This window comes from Streptomyces sp. LS-MS-L19 (assembly GCF_058382285.1).
Map to the genome: position 1 here is coordinate 8,541,850 of NZ_JBYCLL010000001.1, position 15,577 is coordinate 8,557,426.

Consider the following 15,577-nt stretch of genomic DNA (forward strand, 5'->3'; position numbering starts at 1 on the left):
GCTGGAGCGTCGGCAACGGGCGCGCGCCGTAAACCGCGCGTCCCGGGCCACGCGCTCGGGCCCACGTGCCCAGGAGCAGCCGCGCTGGGCCGCACGCCCGAGCTCACGCACCCTGCCCAACCTCCCTGGACCGCACGCCCGAAATCACGTGCCCGAAAGCACGTGCCCGAAAGCAGCCACCCTGGGGCACGCGCCGAGCCCACGCGCCTGGGGACCGCGTGCCCAAGCCCACGCGCCCTCCAACAGCCGCCCCGGTCACGCGCCCTAAGACACCCGCGGTCGCGGTTCGAAGCCCGCCGCTCGGTACGTCGTGTCGATCAGTGTCATCGTCTCCGCCGCGTCGTCCGCGTCCAGCGGCAGCGCGGTACCCCCGCGCACCCGGGACGCGAACGCCTCCAGTTGGTAGGTGTACGACGACCGTGTGCCGAGTCGTTCGGTGCGTTCGCCGGACGGGGTGCGGACCACGACGCGGTCGTCCGTGTGGGGCAGTACGAAGTTCGGGGCGAAGGCCTCGCCCCGTGAGCCGGTGATGCGGCAGCTCATCTCCAGTCGGTCGTACGCCATGTGGCAGCGGGCGGAACCGGTCGCGCCGCCCGGGAAGGCCAGGTCGGCGTCCAGCCACTCGTCCACACCGGGGGCGCCTGCCCGCTCCCCGCCCCGCGCCGAGACCAGTCGGGGCGTGCCGCCCGCCCAGGGGGCCAGCATGCGCAGCGCGTGCAGGCTGTAGCAGCCCAGGTCCATCACCGCGCCCCCGGCCAGCGGCAGCGACCAGCGCGGGTCGGTGTCGGGCGGCGCCGGGATCGCCACCAGGGCCTCGACGTGCCGCAGCTCGCCGATCTCCCCGCTCGCGAGGATCTCGTGGAGGCGCCGGGTGACCGGGTGGAAGAGGTAGTGGAAGGCCTCCATGAAGACCGTCCCGGTCTTCCCGGCCGCCTCCCGCACCTCCGCGGCCTCCTCCGCGTTGCTCGCCGACGGCTTCTCCGACAGGACATGCTTGCCGGCGGCGAGCGCGGCGAGGTTCCACGGCCCGTGCAGCCCGTTGGCGAGCGGGTTGTAGACGACCTCCACCTCGGGATCCGCGACCAGTTCGGCGTACGACCCCGCAACCCGCTCCACACCGTGCTCGGCCGCGTAGGCCTCGGCGCGGGACCGGTCGCGCGCGGCCACCGCGACGACCCGGTGACCGGTCGCCCGGGCCGGGCCGATCAGCGACGACGCGCTGATCCGCGCGGCTCCCAGCACTCCGATGCGCAGCGGTTCACTCATGTCCGCGGTTCCTCCTCGATGGTGGCCGGACCCTGGTCCTGCCTGGTCAGTGTGGACCGTGCGGGCGGGAAGTGGCGGCGCGCGAGGTCCTGGGCGTGGGCCACCGCGCACTCGACGAGCTCGAAGGCGGGCAGCCCGCCGACCCAGTAGGTGCGGTCACGGCCCTGGAGCGCCTCGAGGCGGTCCAGCACGCCGTCCCTGAGGTCGTCGCCGCCGAAGTACGGCATGAAGGCCCACGTGCGCCGCAGACGCACCTCGCCGAGCTGCCCGCCGAGCCCCTCGACGTCCTCCCGCAGCAGCGCGGTGACGTCCTCGGGGCGGCCGTAGGAGTAGAAGGTCCGCATATCGCTGCCCGGGTAGCGGTGGTGGTACGACACACAGTGGCCGGCCGTCGCGCGGCTCGCGGTGTGGGCGGCGAGGAAGTAGAAGGCGTCCTCGGGCAGGCCCGACGCGGTGGCGAGGGTGGTGTGGTACGCGTGGGAGCGGACCCGTGCGGCGAGATCGCGTTCCTCGTCGCCGGCGTCCAGGACCGGCAGGATCCGGTCCGGCGTCACGGCGAGCACCACGTCGTCCGCCTCGACCGGCCCCGAGTCGGTGTGCACCCGCACCCCGTCCGCGCCCCGCTCGACCGACGTCACACGCACCCCGCACCGCACGTCCTTCAGCCCCTCCGCGACCCGGCGCCACAACGTGGCGAACCCGCCCACGACCGTGAAGTCGCCCGCGTGACCGAGGAGTTCGGGGCCGGGGTCCAACAGGCCGGTCATCTCCGCGTACTTGACGAAGTACAGCGCGGGCACGTCGTCGTCGAGGTGTCCGTACCCGGCGGCCGTGTACCCGGTGCCGAAGGAGTCGGCCATGGAGTGCAGGTCGTGGTCGGCGATCCAGCGGCCGACGGGAGCGGCCAGCGCCCGCGCGGAGTGGGCGAGGCCGGGCTCGGCGATGCGCGGGAACTCCCGCTCCCGCAGGGCACGGTAGCGCTGGGGGGAGCCGTCGCGCAGGAACCCCATCGACTGCCGGACGGCACGGCCGCCGGCGTCCAGGACGCGGTAGCGGCTGGTGCGCTCCGTCTCCACGTCCAGTTCGGTCAGCAACTCGGCGATCCGTTCGTACCTGTTGGTGCAGATGTGGCCCCCGAGGTCGTAGGCGCGGCCGTCCACGTGCACGCTCTGGCACTTCCCGGCCACCGTCTCCCGCTCCTCCAGGACGGTCACCCGGTGCCCGGCCCGCTCCAGTTCGCGGGCGACGGCCAGGCCGCTCGGTCCGGCTCCGACGACGGCCACGGTCCGGGGGCCTGCGGTGGCGCGTAACTCCTGCATGGTCGTGACTCCTCGGTCGGTCGGGCGTGGGAGGCTCTCATGGTCGTACGGAGAGATCACGTGACCGTAAACGGGCGTCGCGGGCGGAGTGTTCAGCCGGCCGTGTCCCGGGCCGGGGAACCCGGGACACGGCGGTGGGGTCAGGCGGAGCGGACCTCGGCGATGGTCACCGGGCGGTGCTCGTGCAGCGAGAGCGTGCACGCCTCGGCGATCCAGCCCGCCTCCAGGGCGTCCGCGATGGTGCACGGCGACGGCCGGGTGCCGGCCACGACCTCGGTGAACGCGGTGAGTTCGGCGCGGTAGGCGGCCGTGAAGCGGTCCATGAAGAAGTCGTGCGGGGTGCCCGCGGGGAAGGTCACACCGGGCTCGACCGAACGCAGCGGGAGCTTGTCCTCCAGGCCCACCGCGATGGAGTCCTGGAAGCCGTGGATCTCCATGCGGACGTCGTAACCCCGGGCGTTGTGGCGGGAGTTGGAGACCACCGTGATGGTGCCGTCGTCCAGGGTGAGGATCGCGCCGGTGGTGTCGGCGTCGCCCGCCTCCTTGATGTAGTCGGCGCCCCGGTTGCCGCCGACCGCGTACACCTCGACGACCTCGCGGCCCGTCACCCAGCGGATGATGTCGAAGTCGTGCACCGAGCAGTCCCGGAAGATGCCCCCGGAGGCGGCCACGTACGCGGCCGGCGGCGGCGCCGGGTCCAGGGTGGTCGAGCGCACGGTGTGCAGCTTGCCCAGCTCACCGCTCTGCACGGCGGCCCGCGCGTTGACGAAACCGGTGTCGAAGCGGCGGTTGTAGCCGATCTGGATCGGCACCTCGCTGCCCGCGACGGCCCTCAGGACCTCGACGCCCTCGCTCATGTGCTTGGCGACGGGCTTCTCGCAGAAGACGGGGATGCCTGCCTCGACGCCGGCCAGGATCAGCCCGGGGTGGGCGTCGGTCGCGGCGGCGACCACGATGCCGTCCACGCCGGCGGCCAGCAGGGCCTCGGGCGAGTCCACGACCTCGCCGCCGAACCGGTCGGCGGCGGACTTGGCGGCCTCGGCGAAGGGGTCGGTGAGGACGAGTGACTCGACCGCGTCGAGTCCGGAGAGGGTCTCGGCGTGGAAGGCGCCGATGCGGCCGAGGCCGAGGATTCCGATGCGCATGGGGGAGCAGCTCCTTGAGGGTTTTGCCGGTGAGCGGTGTTTCACGAGCGGGGGTTGTCGCGAGCGGTGTTTCTCGAGCGGGGAGGGGCGGGTGGGGAGGGGGAGGTCAGTCGAGGCCGCCCAGGACGTTCTGGTCCCAGTCGATCACCGATCCGGTCACCACGCCCGACCGGTCGGACAGCAGCAGCACCACGAAGTCGGCGATCTCGTCGGGCTGGCCGAGCTTGCCCATCGGCAGCTTGGCCGCGGCCTCCTCACGCCAATCGTCCCCGGCGCCGTGGAAGGTCTTCTGGGTGGCGTCCTCGCCCTCGGTCGCCGTCCAGCCGATGTTCAGGCCGTTGATCCGCACCCGGTCCCAGCGGTGGGCGTGCGCCGCGTTGCGGGTCAGTCCGATCAGACCGGCCTTCGCGGCGACGTAGGGCGCGAGGAAGGGCTGCCCGCCGTGCGCCGAGGACGTGATGATGTTGACGACCGTGCCGGGCGCCTTGCGGCCGACCATGTCCGCGACCGCCGCCTGCATCGCGAAGAACGGTGCCTTGAGGTTGATCGCGATGTGCTGGTCGAACAGCTCGGGCGTGGTGTCGAGGAGCGTGCCCCGGGAGGTGAGCCCGGCCGAGTTCACCAGGCAGTCGACGCGGCCGTACGCCTCGACGACCCGGGTGACGGAGGCCTTGGCCTGTTCGGCGTCGGCGAGGTCGGCGCGCACGAACAGCGCCTTGCCACCGGCCGCCTCCAGCTCGGCCACCAGCGCCTCACCGGGCTCCGGCCGGCGCCCGCTGACCGCCACGACCGCGCCCTCGCGGACGGCGGCCCGGGCGATCGCGGCACCGACGCCCTGGCTGCCGCCGTTGACGAGGACGATCTTGTCGTCGAGAAGTCCCATGGATGTGCCAGTACCTTTCAGCTCGTGCGCCGGTCGGCGCCGGCCCGCAGTGCGTCCCGCAGCACCCGCGGGTTCCAGTTCTCGGTGAGCGCCTGCCGGACGAGGTCCGCCTGCGAGGGCGGGGCCAGTCCGTCGACCGGCGGGTCGCTGTCGAGGTTGGTCGGGAACGGGTAGCCCTCGGCGCTCGCGGCGATCACGTTGTCCAGCCACTCCGCGTCGGCGCCCTCCGCCTTGCGGCGCAGCAGCGCGGGGTAGACCGCGTTCGACACCGCCTCCCGGTCCACGGTCTCCATGGCCCGTCCGAAGGCCGAGGAGACCTGGAGCAGGTTGGCCATGCGCCGCACGTCCGTGGTGCGGTTGGTCCCGGCCGCGTGGAACAGCGCCGGGTTGAAGAAGGCCGCGTCGCCCTTCGCGAGCGGCAGCTGGACGTGGTGCTCCTTGAAGTACGCCTGGAACTCCGGCCGCCGCCACGCCAGATACCCGGGCTCGTACGCCTGCGAGAACGGCAGGTACAGGGTCGGCCCCGACTCCACCGGCATGTCGCAGTGCGCGACCGCGCCCTGGAGCGTGAGGACGGGGGAGAGGCGGTGCACATGCGCCGGATAGGCGGCCGCGACCTCGTCGGAGAGGAAACCGAGGTGGTAGTCGCGGTGCGCGGTCTGCGCGAGACCGCCCGGGTTGACCACGTTGACCTGCGAGGTGACCTGGTATGCGGGACCGAGCCAGGCCTCGGACACCAGGGCGAGGACGGGGTTGGCGTAGTAGTCGGCGAAGGCGGCGGGGTCGTAGAGGGCCGCCTTCTCGAGCGCGTTCCACACCCGCTCGTTGGCGCCCGGCTTCGCGAAGTGGTCGCCGGCGGTCGCGCCCGCCGCGTACTGCTCGCGGATCAGCGAGTCGAACACCTCGGTGAACCGGTCGACGACCGCGTGATCGGGGAACGCCCCCCGGAAGACCACCACCCCTGGCCCGTCGGTCAGGGCCCGCACCAGCTCCTCCTGCACTTCCCGGCGGTCCTTCGCGCCGCGGACGCGCTCGGCGTCGTACAGCAGGACGTTGCGCTCCACGGCGGAGGCGTGCGGGTGGTCGGCGGGGTCGGCCGTCCGCTCGACGAGCGCGCGGAACGAGTCGAGGTCGCAGTCCTGCTCGGACAGCCAGGCACGGCGGTGTACGGCGGTGAAGGACATCGGCGTCCTCTCGGTGACAGGGGCGACTCAGCGCTGTCATTCTTGTCATGACAAAGCCGTCGAACAACCAGCAGGCGGCCATCAAAAACCCCTCAAGGAGCAGACGCGTGGGACACCCGTTCCCCATTCGGGAAATCGCACGTCAGGCGGGGCTCAGCGAGGCCACCGTCGACCGGGTCCTGAACGGCAGGGGCGGGGTCAGGGAGAACACCGCCCGCGAGGTCCATCAGGCGATCACCGACCTGGACCGGCAGCGCACCCAGGTGCGGCTGGTCGGCCGCACCTTCATGGTCGACATCGTGATGCAGACGCCGGAGCGCTTCTCCACGGCCGTCCGCGCCGCCCTGGAGGCCGAGCTGCCCGCGCTGCACCCCGCCGTCCTGCGCTCCCGCTTCCACTTCCGCGAGACGGGCCCGGTGACGGAACTGACGGGGATCCTCGACCGGATAGCCCGGCGCGGCTCCCAGGGCGTGATCCTGAAGGCGCCGGACGTCCCCGAGGTCACGGCCGCGGTCGGCCGGCTCGCCGAGGCCGGCATCCCCGTGGTCACCCTGGTCACCGACCTGCCCTCCACGGCCCGCCTCGCCTACGTCGGCATCGACAACCGGGCCGCCGGGGCGACCGCCGCCTATCTGACCGGCCAGTGGCTGGGCGACCGGCCCGGCAACGTCCTCACCAGCCTCAGCAGCGGCTTCTTCCGCAACGAGGAGGAGCGCGAGATGGGCTTCCGCAGCGCGATGCGCACCCGGCACCCCGACCGCGCGGTCGTCGAGATCGCGGAGGGCCAGGGCCTGGACGCCACCCAGTACGAGCTGGTCCGGGCAGCCCTGGAGCGCGACCCTGACATCCGCGCGGTCTACTCGATCGGCGGCGGCAACATCGCCACGCTGAAGGCCTTCGAGGACCTGGGCCGGGAGTGCGCGGTGTTCGTGGCCCACGACCTCGACCACGACAACGACCGTCTGCTGCGCGAACACCGGCTGTCCGCCGTGCTCCACCACGACCTGCGCCAGGACATGCGGGAGGCCTGCCACATCGTGATGCGCGCGCACGGGGCGCTGCCACCGGCGGGTCCGACCACCCCGTCGGCGATCCAGGTGGTCACGCCCTACAACATGCCGTACCGACCCTAGGGACTTCGCTCACACGTCGACCCACGAACCGCTCCGCGCGGACCGCGCCATCGCGTCCAGTACGGCCGCGCTGTGCACCGCGTCCGCCAGCGTCGCCCCGTAGGACGTGCCCTCGGCGACCGACCGCAGGAAGCGGTACGCCTCCACGACCTTGAGGTCGTCGTAGCCCATGGCGTTGGCCGCGCCCGGCTGGAAGGCGCCGAACTCGCCGTCGCCCGGCCCGACGTACACCGTGCTGACCGCCTGGTCCTGGTAGCTGGTGCCGCGGCTGACCCCCAGCTCGCCCATGCGGCGGAAGTCCCAGAACACCGCGCCCTTGGTGCCGTGCACCTCGAAGCCGTAGTTGTTCTGCTCGCCGACCGAGATCCGGCAGGCCTCCAGGACACCCCGGGCGCCGGAGGTGAACCGCAGCAGGCAGTTGACGTAGTCCTCGTTCTCGACCGGGCCGAGTTCCCCGGTGGCGAGGGTGTGCCCGGAGGTCGCGCCGGTAGGGCGGGCGCGCTCCGGCAGGAAGATCGCGGTGTCGGCGGTGAGGGACGCGATGTCGCCGAGCAGGAACCGGGCGAGGTCGGCGCCGTGCGAGGCGAGGTCGCCGAGCACCCCGCTGCCGCCCCGCTCACGCTCGTAACGCCAGGTCAGGGCGCCCTGCGGGTGGGCCGCGTAGTCGCTGAACAGCCGGACGCGGACATGCGTGATGGTGCCGAGCTCGCCGGAGGCGATCAGCTCGCGGGCGGTCTCCACGGCGGGCGCGTTGCGGTAGTTGAAGCCGACCGCGCTGTGCACGCCCGCCTTGGCGGCCGCGTCGGCCACCGCGCGGGCGTCCTCGACGGTCAGGCCCACCGGCTTCTCGATCCACAGGTGCTTGCCGGCCTCGGCCATCGCGACACCGATCTCGCGGTGCAGGAAGTTGGGCGCCGTCACGCTCACCGCCTTCACGCGCGGATCCGCGGCGACCTCGCGCCAGTCCCGGGTCGCCGAGGCGAACCCGAACTGCGCGGCGGCCTCCTCGGCCCGCCCCGGCACCTCCTCGGCGACGGCGACCAGCTCCGGAACCAGGCCGAGTCGGGGGTAGTGGTGCCGCACCCGGGCGTAGGCCTGGGTGTGCACCCGTCCCATCCAGCCGAATCCGACGACGGCGACACCGAGCGTATCGACCATGGGGAACCCCTCTGCCAACCTGTTTGGACCGTTCCATTACGCGTCCAGGTCACCTTGGGTGCCGTATTCGCCCGCTGTCAAGCCTTTGACAAGCCGCGGGGGCTCATGGAACGGTCCATGTCATGAGACCGCCGACGATCCGCGATGTGGCCGACCGGGCCGGAGTCTCGAAGTCGCTGGTCTCGCTCGTGCTGCGGGGCTCCGACCAGGTGCGCCCGGAGAAGCGGGAGGCCGTCCTGCGGGCCGTGCGCGAGCTCGGCTACCGCCCGAACGCCGCCGCCCGCAGCCTCAGCGAGCAGCGCACCCGCACGGTCGGTGTCCTTCTCCACGACCTGCGCAACCCCTGGTTCGTCGAGCTGCTCGACGGCATGAACTCCCTGCTCCACGACAACGGTCTGCGCATGCTCCTGGCCGACGCCCGCCTCAACCGCCGTACCGGCCAGGACCCGGCCGGGCCCTTCCTCGACCTCGGGGTCGACGGCATCATCGTGGTCGGCACGCTGCCGGACGCCACCGCGCTCGGGGCGGTCGCCGAACGCCTCCCCGTGGTGGTCGCGGGCGCGCGCGAGCCCCGGCTGCCGGGGGTGGACGTCGTCGCCAACGACGACGTCCGGGGCGCCCGCCTGGCCACCGAGCACCTGATCGGGCTCGGGCACCGGCGCATCGCGCACATCGCGGGGTACGGGGCGGTCGGCGAGCTGCGCCGGGAGAGCTTCGAGGCGACCATGCGGGCCCACAGCCTGTCCGGAACGGCCGTCGTCGAACCGAGCGACATGACCGAGGAGGGCGGCTACCGCACGACGGTCCGGCTGCTGAGCCGCACGGACCGGCCGACGGCCGTGTTCGCCGTCAACGACATCGCCGCGATCGGCGCGGTGTCGGCCGCCGAGGAACTCGGCCTGCGCATCCCGCGCGACCTGTCCGTCGTCGGCTACGACAACACCAGCATCGCCCGGCTGCGCCACGTCTGGCTCACCACGGTCGACAACGCCGGCCACGAGGTCGGCCGCCGCGCCGCGCGGTGTCTGCTCGACCGCTTCGAGGGGCGCGGGGGAGCGGGCCGTACGGATCTCGCCGTACCGGTGCTTGAAGTGCGCGGGACGACGGCGGGACCGCCGGACGGGCGGGTGACGACGGCCTCGGGCCCCGTCAGAGGTTGATCGCGTACGCCTTCCGCAGCGTCTCGTGGACCGTCCATGTCGTACGGTCGCCCTCGCGCAGGACGGCCATGTCACCGGGCCCCACCCGCAGTGTCGGCCCGTCCTCGACCTCGATGGTTGCCGAGCCGCTGACGACGACGAACAGTTCGTCCGCCTCGGTGTCGGTGACGACTCCGGGGGTGATCTGCCAGATGCCCCGGATCTGACGTCCGTCCGGCGACTCCCAGACCACCTTGCCGGTCACCTCGGGGGTCCCGGAGACGATCTGCTCCCAGGCGAGGGGCTCGGACTCGAGCTCGGCGTCGGGGATGTGGAGTACGAAACTGTGGTCCATGGGGCGACCCTAGCGAGATCGTCCGTGGCCGGTCCGTCGACAGTGTGTGGAGTGTCGGCGCAGGTGGGAGGACACTTCGTCGCGGACTGGCGGGGTGCGACGGCCCGGGTGATCGTGGAGGGCATGGCGGACACCGAGGTAGCCGCGCCCCCGGCGCGCGGGCACGACACCCGAGAGGCGGTCCTGTTCGGCGGGGTCTACGGCTCGGTCCTGGCCTGCTCCATGGTCGCCGCGCTCACCCAGTACGGGCACACGTCCCGGGACAGCCGCCGCTACGACGCCGCGTGGCTCCTGGTCACCGCGCTCGCCTCGGCCCTCGCGCACGGCTACGCCCACTACATCGCCGAGCGCACCCCGCACCGCCGCGGGGACGCCCGGCGCACACTGGCCGACGAGTGGCCCCTGGTCGCGGCGGTCCTGCCGACGGTCGCCCTCCTGGCGGGCGCCGGCTGGGGCTGGTGGCCGGCGAACGGCGTCGAGTACGCCGCCTTCACCCTCAACATCACCCTCCTCTTCACCCTCGGCCTGGTAACGGCCCGCTGGTCCCACCGCCCCTGGCTCACGGCGGTGACGATCGGAGTGGTGGACGCGATGCTGGGGGTGGTGGTCGTGGTGGCGAACGCGGTGATCAAGTAGGGGGCGCCGAGCTTCGGGTGGGGCCGACCCACGGCTTCCTGGTGATCTTTGAGGTGTACGAGGGTGGGGCGGGCGACACCGACGTGGATCTGCGGGAGTTGCGGGCGTCGGCGCGGACCCGCCGCACCCGGCGGTGAGCGGCCGCCGCCCCCTCGCAGGGACGACGGCCGCATGTTTCCAGGTACGGCGTCTCACGCCTTGGCGCCTACCTCCGTGGGCTCCGGCGTCCCGTCGGACGGGGTCTCCGGGCCCGGTCGGTGGCCGCGAGGGATGAGTGTGGCGACCGCGAAGGCCAGCAGGGCCGCGCCCGCGCCGATCGCCATGACGACCTTGAAGCCGTTCTCCGAGGGCAGCGCGTGGCCGCCGAAGTCGGTGGTCATCTGGGCCAGGATCACGCCGGCGAGCGCGCTGGCGAAGGACGTGCCGAGGGACCGCATCAGGGTGTTGAGACTGTTCGCGGCACCCGTCTGGGACGGGTCCACGGCACCCATGATCAGGGCGGGCAGCGCGCCGTAGGTGAAGCCGACGCCGGCGCCGATGACGCAGGAGACCAGGACGAGGTGCCAGACCTCGGACATCAGGACGATGTTGAGCCCGTACCCCGCCGCCACGATCAGCGCGCCGATCATCAGCGTGACCTTGGGCCCCTTGGCCTTGGTGACCCCCGCGGACACGGCCGACATGGCCATCATCACCAGGCCCTGCGGAGCCAGCACCAGACCCACCGTCAGCATGGACCTGCCGAGGCCGTACCCGGTCTGCTCGGGCAGCTGGAGCAGCTGCGGCAGCACCAGGGACATCGCGAACATCGAGAACCCGAGCGCGACCGACGCGAGGTTGGTGAACAGCACCTGCGGCTTGGCGGTCGTCCGGAGATCGACCAGCGGCTGCGGACTGCGCAGCTCCCACCAGCCCCAGGACAGCAGGATCACGACAGCGGCGGCGCCGAGCCCGAGCGTGGTGCCGCTCGTCCAGCCCCAGTCACCGCCCTTGGAGACGGCCAGCAGCAGCGAGACCAGGCCAGCCGACAGCCCGAGCGAGCCGACCAGGTCGAACCGACCGCCCGTCCGCACCTTCGACTCCGGCACGATCAGCAGGACCAGGACGAAGGCCACCGCACCGAGCGCGGCCGAGACCCAGAACAGGATGTGCCAGTTCCAGTTGTCCGCGATGAACGCGGCGGCGGGCAGCCCCAGGGCACCGCCGACACCGAGCGAGGCACTCATCAGCGCGGTGGACCCGGCCAGCCGGTCGGCCGGCAGCGCGTCCCGCATGATGCTGATGCCGAGCGGCACGACCGCGGCGGCCAGACCCTGCAGGGCACGTCCGATGATCATCGGGACGAGGGAGTCGGCGAGACCGCACACCACCGACCCGGACACCAGCAGCACGATGCTGAGCAGCAGCATCCGGCGCTTGCCGAACATGTCACCGAGCCGTCCGACGACCGGCGTGGCCACGGACGCGGCCAGCAGGGTCGCGGTGACCGCCCAGGCGGTGTCGGAGGCCTCCGCGTCCAGGAGCTTCGGCAGCTCGGGCACGATCGGGATGACCAGGGTCTGCATCAGCGAGACGACGATTCCGGCCAGGGCCAGCACCGCCACCACGGCGTTCGGCTTCGGCGGGGCGGACGGCCCCGCTTCGGCGGGTCGGGCAAGGGCGTCGGACATGGCAGGGCCTCCGTTGGGGATTGCTTAACTTACTCAAGTGAATCGCGATTGATTGACTTACGCAAGTTAAATCTGTGTGGGCTGGACGACACGGCTCAGGCGGCCGCGTCCTCCGGTGGGCAGGGCAGCTCGAAGACCACCTGGAAGCCGCCCTGCGGCAGATGGCCCGTCCGGATCCGCCCGCCCGCGGAACGGGCCCGCTCACGCATGCCGACGAGTCCGTAACCGCCTTGTTCAGCGGGGGAGTTGTGCGCTCGTGGCGTGCCGCCGTTGACGACGGTCACGCACAGGCTGTCGGCCCCGTAGGCGAGCCGGACCTCCGCCGTGGCGACGGCCGCGTGCTTGGTGACATTGGTGAGGGCCTCTTGGACGATCCGGTACGCCGTGAGGTCGGTACCGGCGGACAGGGGCCTCATCACTCCTTCGGTGGTGAGGGAGACCGTCAGTCCGACGTGCCGGAAGGAGGCGGCGAGTTCGGGCAGGTGACGGAGGCCCGGAGTCGGCTCGGGCTCCTTGTCGGCGTGGCGGCCGGACCCGTGGTCGGTCGCGGGTGGGTCGCCGTCGTGCCGCAGCAGGCCCACGGTCGCCCTGAGCTCGCGCAGGGCCGACGAGGTGGTGCCGGCCAGCTCCACGGCGATCTTCGCGGCCTCGCCCGGCCGCGCGGGCAGCATCCGGCCGACCGCGCCCGCCTGGAGGTTGGCCAGGAGCAGGTGGTGGGCGACCACGTCGTGCAGATCGCGGGCGATCCGCATGCGCTCCGCGGTGACCCGGTGCCGGGCCTCCTCCTCCCGGGTGCGTTCCGCGGCCTCGGCCCGGGCCCGCACGGCGTCCAGACAGGCGAGGCGGAGCCGGGTCATGGTGCCGAGCGCGGTCGGCAGCAACAGCCAGGCGGCGGGCCCGAACAGCTTGAGGATCAGTGGCTCGTCGCCGGGCCCGAACAGAAGCGCCGCCGAGACCAGGAGGGCGATGCCGGAGAACGCGAACGTGTTGGCGGTCCGGCGGTCGGTCCGCACGGCCAGGGAGTACAGCGCCACCATCAGCGGCCCCAGCAGCAGAACGGTGAGGACGTACCCGAGCGCGCAGACCGCGGTCGCGCAGGCGACGGCCACGGCGGTGACGGTCCGGGGACGCCCGCGACGCCACGGCAGCGCGCCGCACGCCACCCCGGTGAGCGCCACGCCGGGCCACCACGCCACCAGGGGATCGTGGCCCGGCAGCGTGATCAGACTCCCGGGCAGCGAACATCCGAGGAGCGCGAGAGCGAGGGCCGCGTCGGTGGCGCGGGAACGGTGGTCGGGAAGGCCGTACGGATTCTCGATCATGGTGGGGGGTCCCGGGTCCGATGCCACGGCTTCAAGAGCCGGTCGTCTTGCTTGATTTAGGCAAGCATATTGGATTACTTGAGTCAGGCAATCAAATGGGCACGGTGACCGCGATACGGCGGACAAAATTGTTGACAATCTTGTCTGGCTAGATTTAGGTTCGACAGGCACTCACTCAGGGAGGGCAACGATGCCGAAAGAAGCCCGTCCGAGCACCGGGGAGCAGGCCAAGCAGCATGCGCTCGCGCAGCTGCGGCAGGCGATCCTGCACGGCGAGATTGCACCGGCGCAGCGGCTGGTGGAGAACGAGCTCGCCGAGCAGTTCGGTGTGACACGGGCCAGCATCCGGGCCGCACTCATCGATCTCGAGGCCCAGGGCCTCGTCGAGCGGATCCGCAACCGGGGTTCCCGGGTGCGGGTGGTGACCGTCGAGGAGGCGGTCGCCATCACCGAGTGCCGCATGGTCCTGGAGGGGCTGTGCGCGGCCAAGGCGGCGACCCTGGCCAGTGACGAGCAGCTCGCCGAGCTGACCGAACTGGGCACGGCGATGACCAAGGCCGTGGCCGACGGTGAGCCGGTGACCTACTCCGAGCTCAACCAGGAGCTGCACGCCAAGGTGCGGGAGTTCTCCGGCCAGCGGACCGCCGTGGACCTGCTGGAGCGGCTGAACGCCCAACTGGTACGGCACCGCTTCCAGTTGGCGCTCCGGCCGGGACGCCCGCAGCACTCCCTGAACGAGCACCTGGCGATGATCGAGGCGATCAGGGCCAGGGACCCGCAGGCGGCCGAGAAGGCCGTCCGCGCCCACCTCACCAGCGTGATCGAGGCGCTGCGCGACTGAGTCGCGCGGAGGCGGGCGCGAACCTGTCCACCTCAAGGAGATTTCAGCAATGACGCAGTCAGGCGCGCCCGCCCCTCCCCGTTCGACACTGGTGATCACCGCGCATGCCGGGGACTTCGTGTGGCGGGCGGGCGGAGCCATCGCCCTGGCCGCCGCCCGGGGCGAGAAGGTCACCATCGCCTGTCTGACCTTCGGCGAGCGCGGGGAGTCCGCCAAGGCGTGGCGCGAGGGCAGGACACTCGACGAGATCAAGGCGATACGGCGGGACGAGGCCGAGCGCGCCGCCGCGACCCTCGGCGCCGAGGTCCGCTTCTTCGACGCCGGCGACTACCCGCTGGTGGCCACCGCGGAGCTGACCGACAAGCTCGTCGAGGTCTACCGGGCCACCCAGCCCGACGTCGTCCTCACCCACCCGGTCGAGGACCCGTACAACGGCGATCACCCGGCCGCCAACCGCATGGCGCTGGAGGCCCGCGTCCTCGCGCAGGCCATCGGCTACCCGGGCGCGGGCGAGATCATCGGCGCCCCGCCGGTCTTCTACTTCGAGCCGCACCAGCCGGAGATGAGCGGCTTCAAGCCCGAGGTCCTCCTCGACATCACCGAGGTCTGGGAGACCAAGCGCAAGGCCATGGAGTGCCTCGGCGCCCAGCAGCACCTGTGGGACTACTACACCGACCTGGCCGTCCGCCGGGGCGTGCAGCTCAAGCGCAACGCGGGCCCGAACCTGGGGCTGGCCCACAAGACCATGGCCGAGGCGTACATGCGCCCCTACCCGCAGATCGCGAAGGAGCTGGCATGAGCGGCGTGATCGTCACCAACCCGCCCAAGGCCGCGCTGAAGGACGTCGACGCGCTCGCACGCCACGGCGTGGCCACCGTCAGCGAGGCCATGGGCCGAACAGGCCTGCTGGGTCCGGAGGTTCGCCCCGTCCAGCAGGGTGTGCGGGTGGCCGGCACCGCGGTCACCGTGATCGGCTGGCCCGGCGACAACCTCATGATCCACGCGGCCGTCGAGCAGTGCGGCGAGGGCGACCTCCTGGTCGTCACCACCACCTCCCCGTGCACGGACGGCCTGTTCGGCGAGCTGTTCGCGACCGCCCTGAAGCAGCGCGGGGTGCGCGGGGTCGTCATGAACACCGGCATCCGTGACACCCAGGAGCTGCGGGACATGGGCTTCGCCGCCTGGTCGCGCGCGGTCTCCTCGCAGGGCACGGTCAAGGCCACCGGCGGCTCGGTCAACGTGCCGATCGCCATCGACGGCCAGGTGATCAACCCGGGCGACGTGATCCTCGCCGACGACGACGGTGTCGTGGTCGTCCCGCGGGAACGCGCCCGGGAGACGGTCGAGCGGTCCGAGGCCCGCGAGGCCAAGGAGGCCGCCACCCGCGCCGCCTTCCTCGACGGCCAACTCGGCCTGGACCGCTACGGGTTGCGGGAGACGCTGAAGAACCTCGGCGTCGCGTACCAGTCCTACGAGGAGTACACGGGGGAGCGGCCGTGACCTCACTGCCCCAGGAGGTGCCCTGC

Annotated in this window: 15 protein-coding genes; 6 read left to right on the forward strand and 9 right to left on the reverse strand. The window is 72.1% G+C overall.

Going from position 1 to position 15,577, the window contains the following annotated elements:
• Positions 1–264: 264 nt before the first annotated feature.
• The 5 genes from AC2XR2_RS38060 to AC2XR2_RS38080 form a co-directional block, all read right to left on the reverse strand.
• Positions 265–1,266, reverse strand: a complete 1,002-nt coding sequence (locus tag AC2XR2_RS38060) for a Gfo/Idh/MocA family protein (RefSeq protein WP_491517573.1) — start codon at positions 1,264–1,266, stop codon at positions 265–267.
• Positions 1,263–2,831, reverse strand: coding sequence for a flavin monoamine oxidase family protein (locus AC2XR2_RS38065; protein WP_491517574.1), 1,569 nt, complete (start codon positions 2,829–2,831; stop codon positions 1,263–1,265). The genes AC2XR2_RS38060 and AC2XR2_RS38065 overlap by 4 nt, the downstream gene beginning before the upstream one ends.
• Positions 2,726–3,730: a Gfo/Idh/MocA family protein gene (locus AC2XR2_RS38070; RefSeq protein WP_491517575.1), complete on the reverse strand. Its 1,005-nt coding sequence runs from the start codon at positions 3,728–3,730 to the stop codon at positions 2,726–2,728. The genes AC2XR2_RS38065 and AC2XR2_RS38070 overlap by 106 nt, the downstream gene beginning before the upstream one ends.
• 106 nt (positions 3,731–3,836) lie before the next feature.
• Entirely contained in the window at positions 3,837–4,613 is a 777-nt protein-coding gene (locus tag AC2XR2_RS38075) for an SDR family oxidoreductase (RefSeq protein ID WP_123764539.1), read from the reverse strand.
• Between the two features lie 17 nt (positions 4,614–4,630).
• Complete coding sequence (locus AC2XR2_RS38080; RefSeq protein WP_491517576.1) at positions 4,631–5,797, reverse strand: phytanoyl-CoA dioxygenase family protein; 1,167 nt, start codon at positions 5,795–5,797, stop codon at positions 4,631–4,633.
• 107 nt (positions 5,798–5,904) lie between these two features.
• Between AC2XR2_RS38080 and AC2XR2_RS38085 the strand changes: the two genes are divergently transcribed.
• Complete coding sequence (locus tag AC2XR2_RS38085) at positions 5,905–6,930, forward strand: LacI family DNA-binding transcriptional regulator (RefSeq protein WP_123764541.1); 1,026 nt, start codon at positions 5,905–5,907, stop codon at positions 6,928–6,930.
• A 9-nt stretch (positions 6,931–6,939) separates the two neighbouring features.
• On the opposite strand, the gene AC2XR2_RS38090 is transcribed toward AC2XR2_RS38085, so the two are convergent.
• Complete coding sequence (locus AC2XR2_RS38090; RefSeq protein WP_449350424.1) at positions 6,940–8,088, reverse strand: Gfo/Idh/MocA family protein; 1,149 nt, start codon at positions 8,086–8,088, stop codon at positions 6,940–6,942.
• Positions 8,089–8,210: 122 nt separating this feature from the next.
• Between AC2XR2_RS38090 and AC2XR2_RS38095 the strand changes: the two genes are divergently transcribed.
• The gene (locus AC2XR2_RS38095; RefSeq protein ID WP_491517577.1) at positions 8,211–9,248 is read left to right on the forward strand and encodes a LacI family DNA-binding transcriptional regulator; all 1,038 of its coding nucleotides are present in this window, start codon (positions 8,211–8,213) and stop codon (positions 9,246–9,248) included.
• Here AC2XR2_RS38095 and AC2XR2_RS38100 read toward each other — a convergent pair.
• Positions 9,238–9,582: a cupin domain-containing protein gene (locus AC2XR2_RS38100; protein WP_491517578.1), complete on the reverse strand. Its 345-nt coding sequence runs from the start codon at positions 9,580–9,582 to the stop codon at positions 9,238–9,240. The genes AC2XR2_RS38095 and AC2XR2_RS38100 overlap by 11 nt on opposite strands.
• A 123-nt stretch (positions 9,583–9,705) precedes the next feature.
• Here AC2XR2_RS38100 and AC2XR2_RS38105 point away from each other — a divergent pair, with 123 nt between their 5' ends.
• Entirely contained in the window at positions 9,706–10,218 is a 513-nt protein-coding gene (locus AC2XR2_RS38105) for a hypothetical protein (RefSeq protein ID WP_491518569.1), read from the forward strand.
• Between the two features lie 191 nt (positions 10,219–10,409).
• Here the strand turns inward: AC2XR2_RS38105 and AC2XR2_RS38110 are convergent, their stop codons facing one another.
• Together AC2XR2_RS38110 and AC2XR2_RS38115 are read right to left on the reverse strand one after the other, a co-directional pair.
• Positions 10,410–11,888, reverse strand: a complete 1,479-nt coding sequence (locus AC2XR2_RS38110) for an MFS transporter (RefSeq protein WP_449350422.1) — start codon at positions 11,886–11,888, stop codon at positions 10,410–10,412.
• Between the two features lie 95 nt (positions 11,889–11,983).
• Positions 11,984–13,210, reverse strand: coding sequence for a sensor histidine kinase (locus tag AC2XR2_RS38115; RefSeq protein WP_491517579.1), 1,227 nt, complete (start codon positions 13,208–13,210; stop codon positions 11,984–11,986).
• A 190-nt stretch (positions 13,211–13,400) separates the two neighbouring features.
• On the opposite strand from AC2XR2_RS38115, the gene AC2XR2_RS38120 reads away from it, so the two are divergent.
• The 3 genes from AC2XR2_RS38120 to AC2XR2_RS38130 are packed head-to-tail and all read left to right on the forward strand — an operon-like array spanning position 13,401 to position 15,551.
• Positions 13,401–14,051 (forward strand): GntR family transcriptional regulator, encoded by a 651-nt coding sequence (locus AC2XR2_RS38120; protein ID WP_491517580.1) that lies wholly within the window; start codon positions 13,401–13,403, stop codon positions 14,049–14,051.
• Between the two features lie 49 nt (positions 14,052–14,100).
• A complete protein-coding gene (locus AC2XR2_RS38125) occupies positions 14,101–14,850 on the forward strand; it encodes a PIG-L deacetylase family protein (protein WP_330263108.1) in 750 nt (249 codons plus the stop codon).
• Positions 14,847–15,551, forward strand: coding sequence for a 4-carboxy-4-hydroxy-2-oxoadipate aldolase/oxaloacetate decarboxylase (locus AC2XR2_RS38130; RefSeq protein WP_491517581.1), 705 nt, complete (start codon positions 14,847–14,849; stop codon positions 15,549–15,551). The genes AC2XR2_RS38125 and AC2XR2_RS38130 overlap by 4 nt, the downstream gene beginning before the upstream one ends.
• The last annotated feature ends 26 nt before the right edge of the window (positions 15,552–15,577 follow it).